This window comes from Streptomyces sp. NPDC048436, assembly GCF_043200355.1.
Taxonomy (GTDB): Bacteria; Actinomycetota; Actinomycetes; order Streptomycetales; family Streptomycetaceae; genus Streptomyces.
Genome location: NZ_JBICXP010000003.1, coordinates 663,342 through 684,485 on the forward strand (window position 1 = coordinate 663,342; position 21,144 = coordinate 684,485).

Consider the following 21,144-nt stretch of genomic DNA (forward strand, 5'->3'; position numbering starts at 1 on the left):
TCAAACGGAACGGCTCAGCGTTCGAGTACCAGGGCCAGGCCCTGGCCGACGCCGATGCAGAGGGTGGCGACGCCCGTGCCCGAGCCGCGCCGGGCGAGCTGGTGGGCGACGGTCCCGGCGAGACGGGCGCCGGACGCGCCGAGCGGATGCCCGAGTGCGATGGCGCCGCCCTGCGGGTTCAGGACGTCGGGGTCGAGGTCCGGCCACTCGGCCGCGCACCCCAACACCTGGGCGGCGAAAGCCTCGTTGAGCTCAAGAGTGCTCAGGTCGCCGAACGTCCGGCCCGCCTTCGCCAGGGCGCGGTTGACGGCCTCGACCGGCGCCAGCCCGAAGTAGTGCGGCTCGATAGCGGAGACGGCGGACGCCGAGACGCGGGCCAGCGGCTCGCGCCCGGTGGCCCGCAGGCCCTCCTCGTCGACCAGGAGCAGCGCGGCGGCGCCGTCGTTGAGCGGCGAGGCGTTGCCGGGCGTGACCGTGCCGTCCGTAGTGCGGAAGGACGGCTTCAGGTTGGCCATTGCCTCCAGGGACGCGTCGGCGCGTACGCATTCGTCGCGTTCGAAGAGGACCGGCTCGCCCTTGCGGCGGGGGATGGAGACCGGCGCGATCTCCGCGTCGAACAGGCCGTCCTTCTGTGCCGCCGCCGCTTTCTGATGACTGTTCAGGGCGTACGCGTCCTGCTGTTCGCGCGTGATCCGGTGCTTGTCCGCGATGAGTTCGGCGCTCTCGCCGAGCGGCACCGTCCACTGCGGCTCCATCTTCGGGTTGACCATGCGCCAGCCCAGCGTGGTGGAGTACAGCTCGGTATGCCCGGCGGGGAAGGGGCTCTCGCTCTTCGGCAGGACGTAGGGGGCGCGGGTCATCGACTCGACTCCGCCGGCCAGGGCGATGGAGACGTCGCCGAGCGCGATGGCCCGCGCGGCCTGGATGACGGCTTCGAGCCCGGAGGCGCAGAGCCGGTTGACGGTCACGCCCGGCACCGTCACGGGGAGACCGGCGAGCAGGGCGGCCATGCGTCCGACGTTGCGGTTCTCCTCGCCCGCGCCGTTGGCGTTGCCGAAGTAGACGTCGCCGATCCGCGCGGGGTCCAAGTCCGGCGTACGGGCGAGGAGTTCGCGGATGGCGTGTGCGCCGAGGTCGTCGGGGCGGACGCTCGCGAGCGCGCCCTTGTACTTGCCGACGGGGGTGCGCACGGCGTCGACGATGTAGACGTCACGCAGGCTCATGACGGGGTTCCTTCGGAGACGACATCAGAGAGGGCTTCGGAGATGGCTTCGGGGACGCGGACCTTGGTGGCGGTCGTGGCGGCGATCTCGCCGACGCCGACGCCCGGCGCCAACTCCACGAGTTCCAGGCCCTCTTCGGTGACATCGAGGACGCAGAGGTCGGTGATGATCCGGTTGACGCAGCCCTTGCCGGTCAGGGGCAGCGCGCACTCCTCAAGGATCTTGGGGGAGCCGTCCTTGGCGGTGTGGGTCATCGCCACGATGACCGTGCGGGCCCCGTGCACCAGGTCCATCGCGCCGCCGATCCCCGTGATCATCTTGCCGGGTACGGCCCAGTTGGCGAGGTCCCCGCGCGCCGAGACCTGCATCGCGCCGAGCACCGCCACGTCGATGTGGCCGCCGCGGATCATCCCGAAGGAGAGCGCGGAGTCGAAGTAGGAGGCGCCCGGCTGGACGGTGACCGTCTCCTTGCCCGCGTTGATGAGGTCGGGGTCCACCTCGGCCTCGGTGGGGTAGCGGCCGACCCCGAGGATGCCGTTCTCGGACTCCAGGATCACCTCAACGCCCTCGGGGAGGTAGTTCGGGATCAGGGTGGGCAGGCCGATGCCCAGGTTCACGTACTGCCCGTCACGCAGTTCGCGTGCGGCGCGTGCGGCCATCTGCTCGCGTGTCCAGGCCATCAGCCGCTCACCGTTCCTCGTGCCGAAGGCGCGGAAACCGTGCGCTTCTCGATCTGCTTGTCGGCGGCCTGCTCGGGGGTGAGCGCGACGACCCGCTGTACGTAGATCCCCGGCAGATGCACGGCATCCGGGTCGATCTCGCCGGGCTCGACGAGTTCCTCCACCTCGGCGACCGTGACCCGCCCGGCCATCGCGGCCAGCGGGTTGAAGTTGCGGGTGGACTTGTTGAAGACGAGGTTCCCGTGCCGGTCGCCCTTCGCGGCCCGCACCAGCGCGAAGTCGGTGCGGATGCCGTGCTCCAGGACGTACTCCACGCCGTCGAACTCCCGCACCTCCTTGGGCGGCGAGGCGAGCGAGACCCCGCCGTCGCCGTCGTAGCGCCAGGGGAGACCGCCGTCGGCGACCTGCGTGCCCACTCCGGCCGGCGTGTAGAACGCGGGGATACCACAGCCCCCGGCCCGCAGCCGCTCGGCGAGCGTGCCCTGCGGGATCATCTCGACCTCCAGCTCACCGCCCAGGTACTGGCGCGCGAACTCCTTGTTGCCGCCGATGTACGACCCGGTCACGCGGGCGATCCGGCCCGCCGAAAGCAGCACCGCGAGGCCCGTGTCCATCGCCCCGCAGTTGTTCGACACCACCGAGAGGCCCGAGACGCCGGCCTCGTGCAGCGCCCCGATCAGCACCCCCGGCACGCCGCTGAGCCCGAACCCGCCCACCGCGAGGGACATGCCGTCCCGTATGTCGGCCACCGCGTCGGCGGCCGAGGCCACCACCTTGTCCATCCGTCGAGCCCCATCTCTTCCAGGCCTTCGATGCCCCAGTAATTAATCAGGGCACTGACTATCTCTGCGAGGTGGAACTTACGCTGCCACTCGTTCCCTAAGCCGTCAAGGGCGAGTATTGTTCAGTACACCTACGAAAAAGACCCCGCATAGAGCAGCAGGGCGAGGCAGTGGAGGAACACATGGCGGCGGTGGACCTGACCACCCACCCCGGGCATCTGGCCCGGCGGCTGCAGCAGGCGCACTATCTGCTGTGGAACACGATGGTCTCCGAGGAGATCACCTCGCCGCAGTTCGCCGTCCTGAACGCCCTCGTCGCCGAGCCGGGCCTCGACCAGCGCACCGTCGGCGAGCGGGTCGGCCTCGACCGGTCGACCATCGCGGAGGTCATCAGCCGGCTGATCCGCCGCGAGCTGCTCGACAAGGTGCGCGACCCGCAGGACGGCCGCCGGTACCTCCTGCACCTCACCGACGAGGGCAAGCGCACGCACCGCAAGCTGACCGTGCGGACGGCCCGGATGAACCAGATCTTCCTCGGCCCGCTCTCCGCGGAGGAGCAGACGGTGTTCTTCGACCTGATCCAGCGGGTCTCGGACGCGGCCGAGGGCCTGCGCAACCCCACGGAGCCCGTCGCCGCGACCAACGGCTGACCTGCCCGCGATCCCTCGCGCCCCTCACGCCTTGGCGTACACCACCCACACCTGGCCCTTCGCGAACGGCAGCGGCCTGCGGCCCTCCTCCGTCGTGAACTCCGTGCCGGAGCGCCCGGCCGGCCGTTCCCAGTGCGCCTTGTAGGCGCGGCCGTCACGCAGGACCCGCGCCTTGCCCGAACCGACGGTCTCGGTGAACGGCGTGACATTGCCCGAGCGGTCGTGGAAACGGGACTCGTGCACCTTCACGTACTGCACGACGACCGTCGACGCGCCCAGCGTCCCGCCGTCCGTGGTGCGGGCCCGCTCCCCGTCCATGGAGACCAGCCAGCGCTGCCGCTCGGCCGACCAGCTGAAGGTGAACCGCGCCGCGGGGAAGCGGACGGTCTCCTCACGCTCCGGGGTGCCGCCCTTGGGGCGCGGACCGAAGCGGAAGCCCGTGCTCTCCAGGCCTCCCTCGCGCGGGTCGGCCTTCAGCGCCTTGGGGCGTACGAAGAGGTTGTGCGGGGCCACCTTGCCGCCTCCCCGGAAGTAGGCGCCGGTCGGTGCCTTGCCGGGTGGAAGGGGCCGCAGGGGAGCGGTCGCGATCAGCGGCAGGAGCTTCGACTGGGCGCCGGAGAACGCGAGTGCCGGGTCTTCGAACTGCCGGAGCAGTTCGAGGTCCGTCTCCCGCGCGCTGCGCACCGGGCCGATGACGGGCGGCAGCCGCCCCGCGTACACCGCCATCAGCCGGCTGAGGCCCGCCTCCACCTGTTCCGCGTAGACGACGTCCGCCGCGTCGAGCCCCGTCTGTGGGCGCGCCGGGCCCACGTTGTCGATCTTCACGGCGAGTATGCGGCCGTCGGACGACGGCGGGTTCGGTCCGTCCGTCTTGCTCAGGGTGCAGCCCGGCGCCAGGGCCAGGGTGGCGGCGGCCGCCACCACCGCCACCGCCGTACGTCGGGTCTGTGTCCACGGTCGCATACGGGGTTCCTACCCTCCTGCGCCCCGCCTTGCCCCTCAGCCCAGATCGAGGGCGTTGCGCAGGCCGAGCCGGTAGCGGGTGCGGTCGTGGCGCTTGAGGAGCTCGATCGCCGGAGCGCGGTACATGGAAGCCACCGTGCAGGGTTCGGAATCCGAACCGACCCTCTTCAGAAGTGCGTTCACCGCCTGGCGTGCCGACGTGTTGGCGCCCTCCATCGTCGCGAGGTCGATCGGCACGGCCACGTAGTCACCCGCCAGATAGAAGTTGGGGATCTTCGTGGCGGCCGAGGGACGGTTGTGGAGGGTGCCTACCGGGTGGATGAGGAGCTCGTCCTCGTTGGTCGGGTTCGGCGTCCCGATGCCGTCGACGCCGGGGTCCAGGAACCACGAGTGCAGCTTGCCGTCGCTCAGGACCACCTTGCCGGTGTCGTTGAGTGCGGCCTTGAGCTGGGCCCACACCTCCTTGGCGACCTCGTCGCGCGTGCACTGCTTGGCCGTCTTCCCGTACAGGATCCCCGGCTTGTCCCACTCGGAGATGTCCACCGAGAGGCACTCGACCGCGCGGCCGTCCCCGTAGTCCGCCGCGAAGTCGCGGCCCGGCCAGTGGCCCGCCTGCGCGATGCCGGTGAGCGACCAGGGCGAGTCGATGAGGTTGAAGTGGCCCTTCACCACGGGCGGGCGCTCCGTCAGATAGAACTGAATACCCGTCATCCAGTCTGTCTCCAGCTTGTCGCAGCGCGCCAACTGCGGGTCCGTCGCCTTGAGTTCCGCGCTCCATGTCCTGCGCGCGTGCTCCACCGGCATGGCCTGGATGTAGTGGTCGGCGGTGATGTCCTCCACCGTGCCGTCCGGATCCTCGATTTCGGCCTTCGTGACGCGGCCGTCGGCGAAGCCGAGGCGGCGCACGGTCCAGCCGATGCGGAACTCCACGCCGAGCGACTTCAGATGAGCCACCCAGGGGTCGATCCATGCCTCGTTCGTCGGCGCGTTCAGGAGCCGGTCGGGCGGGCCGTCCGCGCCCCGGCCGAGCGCGTTGAAGACGAAGGCCTCGCCGAGCGTGCCGACGGTACGCGTGCTCGCCACCTCGGCCTTGGTGGCGACGATGTTGCGGGTGACGCCGATCGCGAGGATGCGCTGGTAGTCCTTCGACATCTTCGCGGCGCGCACGAACTCCCACCAGGGCGTCGACTCCCAGGTGGCATCGCGGCGTTCGTCGCAGCTGGTGAGGAAGACCAGGGCGCGGTTCACGAAGTACGCCACCTCGTGCGCGGGCAGGTTGAACGCGGTGTCCAGGAGCGCGGTCAGCGCCCGCCCGATGTCGTCCAGGGTGAGCTGCTCCGGCTTGCTGCCCGGCCACGGGACCGGCATGCGGATGTCCTCGCGCCCGGTGCGGGCGAACGACATCTCGCGCGGCGCCGCCAGGTTGTCCCAGACGCCGTTGGCGTTCCCCGGGAAGGGGATGCGGCGCATCGTGTCCGGGAGGTTGTGGTAGATCCCGGGGATGAACCGGAACCCGTGCTCGCCCGGCAGCGGCTTGCGGTTGCCCTTCGCGCTCTGCGGTACGTCCATGCTGCGGGCCTTGCCGCCGAGCGCACGGCGTTCGTAGACCGTGACGGCGAAGCCGCGCTCGGCCAGTTCATGGGCGGCGGTGAGCCCGGCGACGCCGCCGCCGAGCACGGCTACGGACGTCTTCGCGGGGTCAGCTCTTGGGGCGCGGTCGTCGGCCGTTGCCGGTAGCGCCGCCGTTCCCAGCGCGGCCACGCCGCCCGCCGCTGCCGCCCCCGCGACGAACGTCCGTCTCGTGCTGCCCGCAGCTACCGGGTGCGCCATGTCCCGTCCCCCTTACCGTAGGTAACTCCCGTGTCAGGCGCCGGAGCTTACGGTCGCCGCCGGTGACGTGGAAGCGGCGTGCGGTCACGTGACCGAACAATGGCGTGATTGCGCTGCCGGGGTGTCGCGGAGCTGGGCGAGACGCAGTGGTGTGACGCGCGTATGGCAGCAGTACGAAGGCTGCGTTTCCGGAAAGCCGGGGCGGGTGAGATGACTTGACCCTCTCTTGGTGGCGTGGCTAGTTTCGACGCCATGCGAATATCCCGGCGGTTCAAGCAGCGGCGCGCTGTTGATCTGATGCACGTCTGTGCCGCCCTGTGTAGCTGACCTTCGGAGCACACGTTTCCCCGTAAGAAGCCGCAGGGAATTCCCCTGTTTTTCCCCTGCCCGGCTTCCCCTCCGTGAAGGTCCGCACTCCGGGAAGAAGTCATGCCCACACATATACGGGCGGCGCTCAGCGCTGCCCTCCTCGCACCGCTGCTCCTTGCCGGGTGCGCCGGCAACACCTCGTCGACCACGACCGTCGACGCCAAGAAGGTCTCCGCCAAGATCCCGGAGAAAGTGGATCCGGACACCACCCTCACCATCGGGGCACCGGAGATCCAGGTCGCCCTGAAACTCTCCGGACAGCTCGACAAGATTCCCTTCAAGGTGAAATGGGCCAACATCAGCGGCGGCCCCCAGTGCTCCGAGGCATTCCGGGCGCATTCCCTCGATGTGTGCTCCGCGGCGGAAATCCCGTCCATTCACGCCCACTGGACGGGACTCGACACGAAATTGGTGGCCGCCAAATTCCGCAAGGACCCGCTGAAGCACCCCACGTACGAACTCGGCATCGCACCGGGCGCGGACATCGACACGCTGAAGGACCTGCGCGGCAAGAAGATCGCCTACAGCCCTGGCCAGGCGCAGGGCGCCCTCGTCCTGCGCATCCTCGCCAAGGCAGGGCTCAGCAAGGACGACGTGGAACTGGTCGAACTGCCGAGCACCGGTGACGTCTATCCCTCCGCGCTCGGCAGCGGCCAGGTCGACGCGGCGCCGCTCGGCAGCGTGAACATCAAGCGATACCCCGCGAAGTACGGCAAGGACGGCGCGAAGACGATCAAGCACGGACTGCGGGACGACCCCGGCCATCTGTGGGTCCCGACCGAGTCCGTGGAGAACCCCAAGAAGGCCGCCGCCATCAGGGAGTTCGTGAAGTACTGGGCTCGCGCAGGTGAGTGGGCCGACCAGCATCCCAAGGAGTGGATCGACGGCTATTACGTCAAGGACCAGGGTCTGAGCCGCGCGGACGGCGAGTACCTGGTCAAGGGCGTCGGCCACCCCGACATTCCGGCCGACTGGACCTCCGCCATCGCCCGGCAGCAGAAGACCGTCGACCTGCTGGCGAAGGAGACCGGAAAGAAGACCTTCGACGCGGAGGTCCTCTTCGACCGGCGGTACGAGTCCGTCGCCGCGGACGCGATCAAGTCCGGTGCGCTCAAGTCCGGTGTACTCAAGTCCGGTGCGAAAGAGGGGACATGAGCGCCCAGGCACCGACTCTGACCAAGGCCGCCGCCCGCAGCGAACCCGTGGCCAAGAAGCGCTCCCGCCCCCGCCGCCGCAGGCTCGGGCCCGGCAGGCCCATCCCGTACGGCTGGGCGATCGGCCCCGTGCTGCTGCTCGCGATCTGGTCGGCGGGGTCGGCCGCCGGGTTCATCGACGCCCGTAACCTCTCCGCGCCCTGGACCGTGGTGAGCACAGCGGGTGATCTGATCGCCGAGGGGAGACTCCAGTCGAACCTCGCCACATCGGCCGAACGCGCCGCCCTCGGGCTGCTGTTCGGCACTCTGGCCGGGCTCGCCCTGGCGGTCGTCGCGGGGCTCAGCAGGCTCGGGGAGGGCATCGTCGACGGGCCCGTGCAGATCAAGCGGGCGATCCCCTCGCTCGCGCTGATCCCGCTGCTCATCCTCTGGTTCGGCATCGGCGAGTCGATGAAGGTCATCACCATCGCGCTCGGTGTGTTCGTACCCGTCTACATCCACACCCACAACGGCCTCAGGACGATCGACGGCCGGTACGCCGAACTCGCCGAGACGGTCCGGCTCTCGCGCGCCGGGTTCGTGCGCCACGTCGTTCTGCCGGGCGCGCTGCCGGGCTTCCTGCTCGGCATGCGGTTCGCGGTCACCGCGGCGTGGCTCTCGCTCGTCGTGGTCGAGCAGGTCAACGCGACCAGCGGCATCGGCTACATGATGGAGCTCGCCCGCACCTACGGGCAGACCGACATCATCATCGTCGGCCTCGTCGTGTACGGCCTCCTCGGCCTCATCTCGGACGCACTGGTCCGGCTCGTGGAGAGGAAGGCACTGTCATGGCGACGCACACTGGCGGGCTGACTGTCGATGGCCCGACGGTCGACGGGCCGACGGTCCGGATCGAAGGGCTCGTACGCTCCTTCGGCGACCGCACGATATTGGACCACCTCGAACTCGTCATCGGCGCAGGGGAGTTCGTGGCGCTCCTCGGGCGCAGTGGCTCCGGGAAGTCCACGCTCCTGCGAGCCCTCGCGGGGCTCGACCACGAGGTGGCGGGCAGCGGCGAACTGTCGGCGCCCGGCGATGTGTCGGTCGTCTTCCAGGACGCCCGGCTGCTGCCCTGGAAGCGCGTCCTGGACAACGTCGTCCTCGGACTCACAGGTCCGGGCGCACGTGAGCGCGGACAGGCGGCGCTCGCCGAGGTGGGCCTCGCGGGCCGCGAGAACGCCTGGCCCGCGGACCTGTCCGGCGGCGAACAGCAGCGGGTCTCGCTCGCCCGCTCCCTGGTGCGCGAGCCCCAACTCCTCCTCGCCGACGAGCCGTTCGGCGCCCTTGACGCGCTCACACGGATCCGTATGCACGCCTTGCTGCGGCGCCTGTGCGAGGCGCACCGCCCCGCCGTGCTCCTGGTCACCCATGACGTCGACGAGGCGATCGTCCTCGCCGACCGGGTGGTGGTCCTGGACGAGGGGCGCATCGCGGCCGACGTGACGGTGGACCTGCCCGCGCCGCGCGGGCAGGGGACGCCTCAGTACGCGGCACTGCGGGGGCGGCTGCTGCGGCAACTCGGAGTCGATCCGGCCGACGGTGACCCCGGAAGTACCGGGAGCGCCGAGCCCACGCGCGAGGGAGAGGTGGCCGCCGCATGAGCCGCCGCGAGCTGCACCTCAACCTCTTCGTCTACCCCGGCGGACACCACGAGGCCGCCTGGCGCCACCACGGCACCGACCCCGAGCGGTTCCTGGACATCGGCTTCTACCAGGACCTCGCCCGGCGCGCCGAGGCCGCCACCTTCGACGGGATCTTCTTCGCCGACGGTCCGGCCCTCGCCGACAACGTCCGCTACGCGAGCCGCTTCCGCCTGGAGCCCTTCACCTGGCTCTCCGCGATCGCCGCCGTCACCGAACGCGTCGGCCTCATCGCGACGGCGTCCACCACCTACACCGAGCCGTACAACCTGGCCCGGCTCTTCGCCTCGCTCGACCACCTCAGCCGTGGCCGCGCGGGGTGGAACATCGTCACCACCGGAGCGCCCCAGGCCGCCCTGAACTTCGGCCTCGACGCACACCCCGTGCACGCCGAACGGTACGACCGGGCAAGGGAGTTCCTCGACGTCGTCACCAAACTCTGGGACAGCTGGGAGGACGAGGCGCTCGTCGCCGACCAGAAGACCGGACTCTTCGCCGACACCGACCGCATCCACGCCATCGATCACGCCGGGCCGCACCTCAAGGTGCGCGGCCCGCTGAACACCCCGCGCACCCCGCAAGGCCGCCCCGTCTACGTACAGGCGGGCTCATCGGAGGACGGCCGTGCCTTCGCCGCGCGGTACGCGGAGGCCGTGTTCACCGCGCACCAGACCCTCGGCAACGGCCAGGACTTCTACGCCGACCTCAAGAAGCGGGTCGCGCTGGCCGGGCGTGACCCCGACAAGGTGCTCGTCCTGCCCGGCATCAGCCCCTTCATCGGCTCCACGGAGGCCGAAGCGCGCGCCCTGCACGACGAGTTCGACGAACTCACCCAGCCCGACTACTCGTTGCAGCTCCTGCACCGCATGCTCGGCCTGCGCCTCACCGCCGAGCAACTGGACGGGCCCGTACCCCGCGAACTCATCGAGACCGGCGGGGAGCGCGGCAACGGCAGCCGCTTCCAGGTGATCCTCGACATCATCGACCGTGAACAGCCCACGGTGCGCGGCCTGTTGCACCGGCTCGCCGGGGCCCGCGGACACCGCGTCATCGCCGGGACGCCCGAGCAGGTCGCCGACCAGATCCAGGAGTGGTTCGAGCAGGGGGCGGCCGACGGGTTCAACGTCATGCCGCCAGGGCTCCCCGGCGGCTTCGACCTCTTCGCCGACCACGTCGTGCCGATCCTGCGCTCCCGCGGCCTGTTCCGCACCGAGTACACCGGCACGACCCTGCGCGACCACTACGGCCTTGACCGCCCCGCCAGCCAGTACGCCGACTCTGCACTCGCCAAGGAGAGTTCGTGACCGTGTTCAGATCCCGCCCCGCACTTACCGCGCTCGGCGCCACCGCTCTCCTCGCCGTCTCCACGGCGGTACCGTCCGAGGCCGCGACGCCGACATCCGTGACTTCCGCTGCCGCATCGCGCTCGTCAGTGGCGCTCGACTGGTACGACACGACCGCGGAGACCATCACCTCGGCCGGGGCCAGCACCCAAGTGACCAACAACCGTACCTGGGCGATCAGTTGGCTGGCCGCCGCCCGCGCCACCGGAACCGTCCCGCGAGGCGTGGACCGCGCCGAATACCAGGACGCAGCCCTCGCCTCCGCCGTCCACGACGCGCTCATCGCCCTCGCGCCCGCCCGCACCCGGGAGCTGGACGCGGCGCTGCGCGAGACCCTCGACGCCATCCCGGACGGCACCGCCGAGGACAGGGGAGTGGCCGCCGGGTCCCGTCAGGCCGCCCTGACCCTGAAGTCCCGCGAGGGCGACGGACTCGACCCCGCGTCGGTCAACGCGCCCTTCACCGTGCCGCCCGCCGCCCCCGGCGTCTGGCAGCCCACCCCGCCCGCCTACGCCCCCGCCACGCAGTACGGCAACCGCCTCGCCAAGCCCTTCGTGCTCCGCGGCGCCGACCAGTACCGGCTGCCCGCACCGCCGGCGCCCGGCTCCCGGCAGTACAAGGCGGACCTCGCCGAGGTGCGCGCCTACGGCGTCAGGGAAGGCAGCAGGCGCACCGCGCACCAGACCGAGACCGCCAACTTCTGGTACGGCTCATCGCTGACGCTCTACACCGCGCCCCTGCGCGTCGCCGTCGACCGGGCCCCGCGCTCGCCCGCGGCCCGCGCCCGCCTGGTCGCGCTCTTCCACGTCGCGTCCGTCGACACCCAGATCGCCACCTCCGACAGCAAGTACGCCCACCAGCGCTGGCGCCCGGTCACCGCGATCCGCACCGGCGACATCGGCCAGGACCCGGCGTGGACCCCGCTGCACGACACACCCGCCCACCCCGACTACCCGAGCGGCCACACCACGTACTCCGGAGCGGCCGAAGGCGTCCTCGATGCGCTCGCGGGCCCGCGCACTGCCCCGTACGACCTCACAAGCCCCACCGCACCCGGCGTGACCCGCACCTACACCGACTGGCACCGGCTCACCGCGGAGAACGTGGAGGCCCGCGTCTTCTCCGGCATCCACACCCGCGCGGCCGACGAGGCCGGGGTCAAGCTAGGCCGGCAGGTGGCGGGGGAGACGCTCCGCGACGCCGAAGGCCTCCTGCGCCCGGCCCGCTGACGCCGCCCGCGTCGGCTACCGCAGCACATCCGCCAGGTCGTACCGGACCGGCTCCTCCAGCTGGGCGAACGTACAGCTGTCAGGGGTACGGTCCGGTCGCCAGGTCCGGAACCGGGCCGTGTGCCGGAAGCGCCGCCCGTTCTCCATGTGGTCGTAGGCCACCTCGCAGACGCGGGAGGGACTCAGCGGCACCCAGGACAGGTCCTTCTTGCCCGACCAGCGGCTCGGGGCGCCCGGCATCCGGGACGTCTCGTGCGCGGCCTCATCCGCCCAGGCCGCCCAGGGGTGACCCTCCGCGGAGTCCATGAGCAGGGGCGCCAGCTCGTCGATCAGCTCGGCGCGCCGCCGCATGGTGAACGCGGCGCAGACACCGACGTGCTGCAGGGCGCCCTCGTCGTCGTACAGGCCGAGGAGCAGCGAACCGACGATGGGGCCGCTCTTGTGGAGGCGGTAGCCCGCGACCACGCAGTCCGCGGTGCGCTCGTGCTTGATCTTGAACATCAGGCGTTCGTCCTGCCGGTAGCGCAGGTCGAGCGGCTTGGCGATGACACCGTCGAGGCCCGCGCCCTCGTACTGCTCGAACCATGCCCGGGCCAGTTCGGGGTCCGTGGTGGCGGGCGCGAGATGCACGGGGGCGCTGACGCCCTCCAGGGTCCGCTCCAGGCGCGTACGCCGGTCGGTGAGGGGCGTGTCGAGGAGCGCCTCGTCGTCCAGGGCGAGGAGGTCGAAGGCCACGAACGAGGCGGGGGTCCGCTCGGCGAGCGTCCGCACCCGGGAGGCGGCGGGATGGATGCGCTCGGTGAGCGCGTCGAAGTCGAGCCTGCCGTTCCGGGCGATGACGACCTCCCCGTCCACGACGCAACGGGCGGGCAGGCGGTCGAGGAGGGCCTGGGCCAGCTCGGGGAAATAGCGGGTCAGCGGCTTGCCCGTGCGGCTGCCGATCTCCAGGTCGGCGCCGTCCCGGAAGACGATGGCGCGGAAGCCGTCCCACTTGGCCTCGTACTGCATGCCCGGCGGGATCCTCGCCACGGGCTTGGCGAGCATGGGCTTGACGGGGGGCATCACCGGCAGATCCATGGTCCGATTCTGCGGTGCTTCGCCGCATATCGCCCGGTGTGCGGGGATTGTCCACCCCACTTAGCGTGGCTCCATGGGCGAAGCACAGGGCAAGAGCGCGGCCGTGGAGATCGACACGGGGGAGCGGAAGGTACGCCTGTCGAGCCCCGACCGCGTGGTCTTCCCCGAGCGTGGCTTCACCAAGCTGGACGTCGCCCAGTACTTCGTATCCGTGGGCCCCGGCATCCTGCGCGCGCTCAGGAACCGCCCCACGACCCTGCAGCGCTACCCGGACGGCGCGGCGGGCGAGTTCTTCTACCAGAAGCGCGCCCCGAAGAACCACCCCGACTGGATCCCCACCGCCACCATCGCCTTCCCCAGCGGCCGCACCGCGGACGAGATGTGCCCCACCGAGGTGGCCGCCGTGATCTGGGCCGCCCAGTTCAACACGCTGACCTTCCACCCCTGGCCGGTACGGCGCGACGACACCGACCATCCTGACGAACTCCGCATCGACCTGGACCCGCAGCCCGGCACGGACTACGCCGACGCGGTGCGCGCCGCGCACGAGCTCCGCGCCGTCCTGGACGAGTACGGCCTCCAGGGCTGGCCCAAGACGTCCGGCGGGCGCGGCATCCACGTCTTCGTGCCGATCGAACCGCGGTGGGACTTCACTGGGGTGCGCCGTGCCGCGATCGCCTGCGGGCGCGAGCTTGAGCGCCGGATGCCGGACGCCGTCACGACCGCGTGGTGGAAGGAGGAGCGGGGAGCGAAGATCTTCGTCGACTACAACCAGACCGCCCGCGACCGCACCATCGCCTCCGCCTACTCGGTGCGGCCCCGGCCCAACGCCCCCGTGTCGGCGCCGCTGCGCTGGGACGAGATCGACGACGCGGTCCCGGAGGACTTCGACATCGGCACCATGCCGGAGCGGTTCGCCCAGGTCGGCGACGTACACGCGGACATGGAGAAGCACGCCTTCGGTCTGGAGGCGCTCCTCGAACTCGCCCGCAGGGACGAACAGGACCACAGCCTCGGCGACCTGCCCTATCCGCCCGAGTACCCGAAGATGCCGGGCGAGCCGAAGCGGGTGCAGCCGAGCAGGGCGAGGCACGAGGACTGAGCGTCAGGCAGCGCGACGGCGGCGGGCCCGAGCGGCCTCGGGACCGCTCAGCGGCTCAGTTCGGCCACTATGCGGCGGCAGCTCCTCAGGAGGCCCTCGTCCTTCGCGACGTCATAGCGCATGTTGCCCTCCGCCCCGTAGTTGTTATGGCGGCGCGTGGACGCCAGTTCACCGTGGATCAAAGGGAGGGCCGGGGCCGCTGCCCCGCCCATGCCGAGGAGACACGCGGCCGTCTCGGGGCGGGAGTCCGGTTCCGCCGTCCACTGATGCAGCAGCACCGGCAGGGCCTCCGACACATCGCCCCGTATCTTCCATAGCGCGACCGCCACCTGCGCCGACCGGCCGTTGGCCATCAGCTCGCGGAGCCGGGGAACGAGCGGCTCCGCCTTGGGGCCGAGCGCGCCCGCGATGCGCAGGGCGACCTCGCGGGCGTACCAGCGGTCTCCGGCGAGGGCGTCGTGCAGCGCGGGCAGGACGCGATCTGTCTCGCCCGTCACCGCACGGAGGGCGTCCGCCGCCTCCAGCCGGTTGCCCGCCGCTGCATCGGACGTCAACTCCCGCAGAAGCGGGGCTGTTTCAGCCGCCTCGGGGCCGAACCGTGCGACGGCCCGCAGCGCCGCCCACTGCGTCATGCCGCCGCTCTCGCTGTGTAGGGCGGCGGCTATCAGGGGAAGTGACGCGGCGGGGGCCAGGACACCCAGTGCCTTGACCAGACGCATACGGGACTCCCCGCGCGCGGTGGGATTCAGCTCGGCCAGCCTGCCGTGCAGGACGGGCACGAGGGCATTCGCCGCGGGGCCCAGCGCTTCGACCCAGTCGTCAAGGTACTCCGGGATGGCGCCGCCGCTCTCCAGCGCCGCTGCGAGATGGGGGACCGCCCGCACGTCGCCCTGCAGCGCGAGCGCCTTCAGGGCTCCGCCGAACAGCGAACGCTGCCAGTCGCCCGGTTCCCAGTCGTCCTCCCACTCGACAAGGCACGCCTCCAGGACGTCCGCCGTCACCCGGGCGATGGGGTGCACGTGCGCCAACTCGCTCAGTGCTGCCCGGGACAGCCGCTCATCGTGCGCGGCGAGCTGCCGGGCAAGCAGGGCCACCGCGAGATCGTCCGGCGCGCGCCAGCCGGTCAGGAGGCGGCCGCTCTCCTCGACCGCGGCCATGCGCTGTCCCCAGTCCGCACCGCACAGCTGTGCGCGCAGCAGTCCGAACCGCTCCTCCGTGCGGTCACCGAGCGCGATGTGCAGATCCTTCAGCAGATCGCCGGTGAGGTCGGCGTCGATGCTCGCCCGGTGCGCTGTCTCCAGGTCCCGCAGGTACGACACCATCGTGTCTGTACGTGGCCGTTCGGGCCCGGCGGTTGCCTTCGTCTCCTCTCGCGCGCTCTCGTACGCGATCCGCATCACGTCCGCCGCGATCCCCACGCTGTCCGGGGGTAGCAAGTGCGGTGCGCACCGGGCCAGTTGGGCGAGGATCGTGAGCTGGAGCTCCGGATCGGCAGTCCTCGACGACAGGACTCCGGCCAGGCAGGCACCCGCCTCCGCCCCGAGCAGTTCCCCGTGGTCCACGCCGAGCCTGCCGATCGCGGCCGCCAGAGAACGTACGACCTCGCTGTCCTGCTCCTCGGCGAGCCGGGTCCGCAGCGCGGCGAACACGCGAGCGGGATCGCCGTGCAGATGGGCCAGCGCACCCGGCACCGCCGCGCGTAGACCCGGATCGGGATCGGCGACGCGCTCCAGGAAGAAGTCGGCGCGCCCCCGCACCAGCGCGGCGGCGTCCACGAAATTCGCCACCCACTCCGCGTCCTCCGCCTCGTCCTCGAAGAGCCCGCCGATCTCCTCGGGGTCTGGCTCCTGCGCACCGGCGACGCTGCGCAGCAGATCCACGATCGAGCCCTTGTCCTCGACCGACGCATGGTCCAACAGGTCGAAGAGATAGGGGACGCAGGCGACCGTAGAGTCGTACACATCCCCCTGGTGATGCACCGCCCCGTACATCCCGTCCAGCGCCACCTCCCGCTCCGCCGGGTCCGCAGACGCGAGGCCGCGCAGCAGATCCGGCACGTCCGAAGCGTCGCCGTACGCGTGATTCATCGACGCCCAGTCGATGTCGTCGATCCCCGCGAACATCCCAGCTGCCCCGCTTCCCCCGTGCTCGTACCTGTTGATCAAAAGCATGCCGCACGCCACTGACAACGGCGCCCCCGCCCCATGAGGGGGCGAGGGCGCCGAGGCTGATCAGGGGGTTTCTCCTCCTACAGCTCCTTGACCCTGATGTCCCGGTACGAGATCACGTCCGTGACCCCGTGCACCTGCAGCCCGACATAGCCGGACGAGTACCGCCGTCCGTCCGTGCCGGGGTCGTCGCCACGCGGCGGTGTGAAGTCCTGGCCGCCCGTGTTGTCGAACTCGTTCAGCAGGACGCCGTTGCGGTAGACCGAGTAGTGCTGGTCCACCACCCGGATCTCGTAGTCGTTCCACGTGCCCTTCGGGGTGACGCCGGCGCCGCCGAGGCCCACCCGGTCGAAGCCGTAGATCGACCCCGTCTTGTACATGTCGCCGTCAGGCTTGTCGAGCACCTGCACCTCGTGCCCGTACTTGATGGCGACCCACTCCGGACGTGACTCCTCCGGGTGGTCGTGGACCTGTGGGAAGCGCACGAAGACACCGCCGTTGGCGTTTCCGTTGCCCGGCGCGTCGTCCCGCCACTGGAGCTTCAGCGAGAAGTCGCCGTACTTGCGCTCGGGGAACCACAGCATGCCCATGCCCTCGACGGTCGTGCTGCTGGTGATCGAACCATCCGCGTTCAGGCCGAACTTGCCGCCGCCCACCTGCTCCCACTTGTTGAGGGAGTCCTGGGTGCCGTCGAAGATCTTGCGGTAGCCCTCCGTCTGGCCGGGCTTGCCGATACCGGACTGCTTGGCGGCGCGGTTGATCTTGTTGTACTCGCGCTGGTCGATCTCACCGGCCTTCAGGAGCTTGTCCGTGACGCTCTTGACGTGCTTCAGGAAGAGCGCGTGGGACGTCCACTCCTTCTCGTCCTCGATCAACTCGTTGATGCGGCACCGGTTGTTGGTGACGCGGTTCGGGATACCGGTGTCGACCGTTCCGACGATGACCGTCAACCGCTCGTCGAACTCGGGGCAGTTGGGGGCGGGAACCCCGCCGCCCTCCGCGACGGTGAAGGAGACGTCCTTGGCCGCCGAGGTGTTGCCCGCCTTGTCGCTCGCGCGGTACGCCACCGTGTGCCGGCCCACGCGGTCGACGACGACCGGAGCGGCGTACGCGAGATACGGACCGCCGTCGAGGGAGTACTCGACCTTGTCGACGCCCGAGTCGGCGTCCGTCGCGGTGACTGTCACCTTCGCCTTGCCGACGTACGCGCCGTCCGAGTTCTTGTCGCCCTCGACCTTCGCGGCCGTCTCCGGCGGCGTCTTGTCCTCGACCGGCGGCGTGACCACGGTGAACTCGACGGACTTCTCCGCCGCCTGGTTCCCCGCCTTGTCGGACGCGCGGTAGCGGATCTTGTGCGCGCCCGCCGCGTGGACCATGACCGGCGCTGTGTACGCCGTCCAGGCGCCGCCGTCCCCGATCGCGTACTCGATCTTGTTGACGCCGGAGCCGGTGTCGGACGCCGTCACGGTGACGGTCGCCATCCCGACGTACTCGCCCTTGTCGTTCTTCTCGCCGCTCACCGTGGCCGAGGTCTCCGGTGGCGTCTTGTCGTCGGTCGACGGCGGGACCACCGTGAAGTCGACGGATTTCTCCGCCGCCACGTTGCCCGCCTTGTCGCTCGCCCGATAGCGGATCTTGTGGGTGCCGACCTGGTCGACGACCACGGGCGCCGTGTACGGCTGCCAGGCGCCGTCCGCTCCGACCGCGAACTCGGTCTTGTCGACGCCCGAGCCCGCGTCGGTCGCCGTCACCGAGACGGTGGCGGAACCGACGTACGCGCCATCGGCGTTGGTCTGCCCCTCGACCTTGGCAGCGGTCTCGGGAGCCGTGGTGTCCTCGCCGCCGCCCTCGGTCACCACGAGGATGCCCTGCATCGAGCCGTGGCCGGGGATCGTGCAGTGGTAGCGGTAACGGCCGGGCGTGAGGGTGACCTCGGCGGTGTGCTTGCCGCCCTGGTCGTCGTTCGGGTTGGCCAGGATGTTCAGTGGTACGTCGTTGTTGTACTCGGGGTCGGAGACGTCGAATGTCAGCGTGTGCGGCATGCCCGTGTCGTTGCCGGTCGCCACGCTGTTCTCGAAGACGATCGTCGTCGCGCCCGCGACCGCCGTGGCGGGCGCGGATGCGTACTTGTCGATGCCGTTGTTCGCGGTCCAGGTCAGTGTCTGGGCGGCCGCGGCGCCTGGGTTGTCGGGCTGGCTCGCGGCCGTCGACGTCAGGCCGAGCACCATCAGGAGCGACGCGAGAAGCGCCGTCCAGAGTCTTCGCTTGCGTATCGCGGGCAATGTCATCCCGCCCTCCTTGCCAGGTCCTTGGCGGCCGGCGTGGCCTCGCCGCCCGAGTAAGTGACGCGCCACAGAGCCGACTTGGGGTCCGAGGTGAAGAAACCGCGGCCGTAGTCCAGGACGTAGAGCGAACCGTCGGGGGCGAACTTCCAGTCCATGAGGTTCTTGATGCCGTCGTTGCCGATCGGGATGATCTTCTTCAGCGATTCGGCGTGCGTCGGAAGACCACCGCTGCCGACCGTCTTCGGGTCGGTGAGCACCGCGTGCCGCGGCTGGTCGCCGTCGTAGAAGTCACCGACGAACCACTTGCCGTCCCAGTACGAAGGCCACTTGTCCGCGCTGGTGCTCGCGGCGTCGTAGCGGTAGACCGGGCCGTTCATCGTGGCCTGGCCGCCGCCCTTGAGCCACGGCAGGAGCTGCTTCTGCTCCTCCGTCTTGTAGCTCGGGACGCCGTTCGCGTCGCGCGGGTAGTCGATGCCGCCGCCCTGCGGCGAGTACCAGATGTTGTTCGGCTCGGCCGGCGGGATGTTCACCAGGCCGTCGTTGTTGGGCGACTCGTTCTTGAGCTTCTTGCAGTCGTACCAGCCCAGCGGCTTCGTCGGGTCCGGCAGATTGCGGTCGCGGTAGGGCTGGTTGTTGCCCATGCAGTACGGCCAGCCGCGGTTGGACGCATGCGTGATCGCGGCGAACGTGTCGTACTTCGCCGGGCCCCACGTAGTCGACGGCGCACCGGCGTCCGGGCCGACCCAACCCGCGTACAGCGTGTCGGTCTTCTTGTCGATGGAGATGCGCGCCGGGTTCCTGACGCCCATCACATAGATCTCGCCGCGCGTCTTGCCGCCGCCCTCGTCCGGCTCCTTGCCCGTGAAGAGGTTGCCGTCGGGGAGCGTGTACGTCCCGTCGGCCTCCGGGTGGATGCGCAGGATCTTGCCGTTGAGGTTGTTGGTGTTGCCCGCAGTGCGGCGCGCGTCGGCGAAGGAGACGCCCTTGAAGTTCGGCTGCGGGTTGTTGCCCGAGTAACCGTCGCTGAAGCCCGAGGAGTTGTTGTCACCGGTGGCGATGTAGAGATTGCCCTTGGAGTCCCAGGCCATCCCGCCGCCCGCGTGGCAGCAACTGTGGATCTGCACCGGCCACTTGAGCAGGACCTTCTCGCTCGCGAGGTCCAGCTTGTTCGTGGTCTGGTCGAGCGTGAAGCGCGAGACATAGCGCTCGGCCATGTGCGTCTCACGGTTGATCTTCGAGTGGGGCGTGTAGTGCAGATACACCCAGCCGTTCTGCTCGAACTTCGGGTCCAGCTCAATCCCGAGCAGTCCCTCTTCGACCTTGATCAGCTCATCGCCGCCGCCCTTGTTGCCGAAGACGGTGAGCGCTCCCGCGAGGGCCGTCTTCTTGGTCTTGGGGTCGTAGACGTGGATCTCGCCCTTGCCCTTGCCGATGTCCGGGTTGTTCCAGTCGGTGATGACCGGCTGGGAGGAGTCGGCGCCGCCGCGGCCGATGTAGAAGACGCGGCCGTCGGGCGCGGTGACCAGGCCGTGCGGCTCGCCGATCTGGTCGTTCTGGCCCGGCTGGTTGGGCTGGGTCAGACGCGTCGCCTTGTAGTTGGCGTTGATCGTCGACTTGCAGTCGGCGCGCGCGATGCGGGTCGTCCACAGCAGGGCGCCGCGCAGGTGCTGGCGGAAGTCGGTCTCGTCGTACGAGGACGCCGTGCCGCCCATGCCGGTGTAGAAGGAGCGTCCGCCGTCGTAGTCACGGCACCAGGAGACCGGGTGGTCCGCGCCGTTCTTGCTCGCGCCCGGCTGGTACGTCGACTCGCGTACGCGGGCCACAGTGTGCACGTCACCGGACGGGTTCTTGGTCCAGTTCAGCCACTGGTCGGGGCGCTTCCACTGCAGGGGCAGGTCCTTGGTCGCCGGATTCTCCCGGTCGCCGACCTCGACGGTGGCGCGCTGTACGTTCGTGGGGCTGGAATCGGCGGGGCGAGCGCCGATCAGGCCGGTGAACCAGTTCGAGTACGGCTCGGCGCGGGCCGCGTCATGGACGCCGAGGAAGCCGCCGCCCGCCTCCATGTAGGCCTCGAGACCCGCCTCCTGCTCCGGGTCGAGGATGTCGCCGCCGCCGGTCAGGAAGGCGACCGCGTTGAACTTGCCGAGCTTGGTCTCGTTCGTGAAGACCGCTGGGTCGTCGGTCGCCTCGATCTTGAACCGCTGGGCGGCCGGGCCGGACAGGCCGATCTTCTCGATGGCCTCGATGCCCGCGTTGACGACGGGGGACTCGTCGCCGCCCGCGGCCGATCCGTGGAAGACGAGGACGCGCACGTTCGCCTGGCCTGGCGGCGAGGGGAGGGACATCGTTGTCAACGGTGGCTCGGGATAGGGCCGCGCGGTCGCGGCCTGCGCGGAGAGGGCGCCGGTGACCATGGCTCCGGAGAGCAGGGCGGCGGCCCAGGCGCGGCGCGAGCGGATGCGGTTCGGGCTCCGGTTCTGGTTCCGGTTCCGGCTCCCGGTCCGGTTCTCGGTCCGGTTCTTGCGGTTCGGTCTGCGTCTGACTCTGCTCAACCCTCGTACAGCCAAGGGCTCTTGATGCGGTGTGAGCCGCATGAGTACACCCACCCCT

16 protein-coding genes are annotated in these 21,144 nt (G+C 70.2%); 7 read left to right on the top strand and 9 right to left on the bottom strand.

Annotated elements, in window-relative coordinates; genetic code table 11:
* Nucleotides 1-14: 14 nt before the first annotated feature.
* From ACGFX9_RS13930 to ACGFX9_RS13940, 3 genes are read right to left on the bottom strand one after another with little or no spacing between them, the layout of a single operon-like run.
* A complete protein-coding gene (locus ACGFX9_RS13930) occupies nucleotides 15-1,217 on the bottom strand; it encodes a thiolase family protein (protein WP_393470504.1) in 1,203 nt (400 codons plus the stop codon).
* Nucleotides 1,218-1,219: 2 nt separating this feature from the next.
* Nucleotides 1,220-1,903: a CoA transferase subunit B gene (locus ACGFX9_RS13935; protein WP_393469908.1), complete on the bottom strand. Its 684-nt coding sequence runs from the start codon at nucleotides 1,901-1,903 to the stop codon at nucleotides 1,220-1,222.
* Nucleotides 1,903-2,685, bottom strand: coding sequence for a CoA transferase subunit A (locus ACGFX9_RS13940; RefSeq protein WP_393469911.1), 783 nt, complete (start codon nucleotides 2,683-2,685; stop codon nucleotides 1,903-1,905). The genes ACGFX9_RS13935 and ACGFX9_RS13940 overlap by 1 nt, the downstream gene beginning before the upstream one ends.
* Before the next feature lie 182 nt (nucleotides 2,686-2,867).
* Here ACGFX9_RS13940 and ACGFX9_RS13945 point away from each other — a divergent pair, with 182 nt between their 5' ends.
* Nucleotides 2,868-3,335 (top strand): MarR family winged helix-turn-helix transcriptional regulator, encoded by a 468-nt coding sequence (locus ACGFX9_RS13945; RefSeq protein ID WP_393469914.1) that lies wholly within the window; start codon nucleotides 2,868-2,870, stop codon nucleotides 3,333-3,335.
* Between the two features lie 24 nt (nucleotides 3,336-3,359).
* On the opposite strand, the gene ACGFX9_RS13950 is transcribed toward ACGFX9_RS13945, so the two are convergent.
* Together ACGFX9_RS13950 and ACGFX9_RS13955 are read right to left on the bottom strand one after the other, a co-directional pair.
* Entirely contained in the window at nucleotides 3,360-4,298 is a 939-nt protein-coding gene (locus tag ACGFX9_RS13950) for a DUF3048 domain-containing protein (RefSeq protein ID WP_393469917.1), read from the bottom strand.
* Nucleotides 4,299-4,334: 36 nt separating this feature from the next.
* Nucleotides 4,335-6,128: an FAD-dependent oxidoreductase gene (locus ACGFX9_RS13955; RefSeq protein WP_393469919.1), complete on the bottom strand. Its 1,794-nt coding sequence runs from the start codon at nucleotides 6,126-6,128 to the stop codon at nucleotides 4,335-4,337.
* A 429-nt stretch (nucleotides 6,129-6,557) separates the two neighbouring features.
* Here ACGFX9_RS13955 and ACGFX9_RS13960 point away from each other — a divergent pair, with 429 nt between their 5' ends.
* Genes ACGFX9_RS13960 through ACGFX9_RS13980 form a run of 5 tightly spaced genes read left to right on the top strand, consistent with a single transcriptional unit; the run spans nucleotide 6,558 to nucleotide 11,902 of the window.
* Nucleotides 6,558-7,652 carry an ABC transporter substrate-binding protein gene (locus tag ACGFX9_RS13960; protein WP_393469922.1) on the top strand — a complete coding sequence of 365 codons (1,095 nt, stop codon included), beginning with the start codon at nucleotides 6,558-6,560 and terminating at the stop codon, nucleotides 7,650-7,652.
* Nucleotides 7,649-8,503 carry an ABC transporter permease gene (locus ACGFX9_RS13965; RefSeq protein WP_393469926.1) on the top strand — a complete coding sequence of 285 codons (855 nt, stop codon included), beginning with the start codon at nucleotides 7,649-7,651 and terminating at the stop codon, nucleotides 8,501-8,503. The genes ACGFX9_RS13960 and ACGFX9_RS13965 overlap by 4 nt, the downstream gene beginning before the upstream one ends.
* On the top strand, nucleotides 8,479-9,291 hold the full coding sequence (locus ACGFX9_RS13970) for an ABC transporter ATP-binding protein (protein ID WP_393469930.1): 813 nt from the start codon (nucleotides 8,479-8,481) through the stop codon (nucleotides 9,289-9,291). Before ACGFX9_RS13965 ends, ACGFX9_RS13970 begins: the two co-directional genes overlap by 25 nt.
* Complete coding sequence (locus ACGFX9_RS13975) at nucleotides 9,288-10,634, top strand: LLM class flavin-dependent oxidoreductase (protein ID WP_393469933.1); 1,347 nt, start codon at nucleotides 9,288-9,290, stop codon at nucleotides 10,632-10,634. Before ACGFX9_RS13970 ends, ACGFX9_RS13975 begins: the two co-directional genes overlap by 4 nt.
* Nucleotides 10,631-11,902 (top strand): vanadium-dependent haloperoxidase, encoded by a 1,272-nt coding sequence (locus ACGFX9_RS13980; RefSeq protein ID WP_393469936.1) that lies wholly within the window; start codon nucleotides 10,631-10,633, stop codon nucleotides 11,900-11,902. Before ACGFX9_RS13975 ends, ACGFX9_RS13980 begins: the two co-directional genes overlap by 4 nt.
* Before the next feature lie 15 nt (nucleotides 11,903-11,917).
* Here ACGFX9_RS13980 and ACGFX9_RS13985 read toward each other — a convergent pair whose 3' ends face one another.
* On the bottom strand, nucleotides 11,918-12,979 hold the full coding sequence (locus tag ACGFX9_RS13985) for an ATP-dependent DNA ligase (RefSeq protein WP_393469941.1): 1,062 nt from the start codon (nucleotides 12,977-12,979) through the stop codon (nucleotides 11,918-11,920).
* A 73-nt stretch (nucleotides 12,980-13,052) separates the two neighbouring features.
* Here ACGFX9_RS13985 and ligD point away from each other — a divergent pair, with 73 nt between their 5' ends.
* Entirely contained in the window at nucleotides 13,053-14,081 is a 1,029-nt protein-coding gene (gene ligD / locus ACGFX9_RS13990; protein ID WP_393469944.1) for a non-homologous end-joining DNA ligase, read from the top strand.
* Nucleotides 14,082-14,128: 47 nt separating this feature from the next.
* Here ligD and ACGFX9_RS13995 read toward each other — a convergent pair whose 3' ends face one another.
* From ACGFX9_RS13995 to ACGFX9_RS14005, 3 genes are all read right to left on the bottom strand, one after another.
* A complete protein-coding gene (locus ACGFX9_RS13995; RefSeq protein ID WP_393469947.1) occupies nucleotides 14,129-16,252 on the bottom strand; it encodes a HEAT repeat domain-containing protein in 2,124 nt (707 codons plus the stop codon).
* Nucleotides 16,253-16,329: 77 nt separating this feature from the next.
* On the bottom strand, nucleotides 16,330-18,537 hold the full coding sequence (locus ACGFX9_RS14000) for an OmpL47-type beta-barrel domain-containing protein (protein ID WP_393469950.1): 2,208 nt from the start codon (nucleotides 18,535-18,537) through the stop codon (nucleotides 16,330-16,332).
* Nucleotides 18,534-20,948: a ThuA domain-containing protein gene (locus ACGFX9_RS14005; RefSeq protein ID WP_393470506.1), complete on the bottom strand. Its 2,415-nt coding sequence runs from the start codon at nucleotides 20,946-20,948 to the stop codon at nucleotides 18,534-18,536. The genes ACGFX9_RS14000 and ACGFX9_RS14005 overlap by 4 nt, the downstream gene beginning before the upstream one ends.
* Nucleotides 20,949-21,144: the final 196 nt, after the last annotated feature.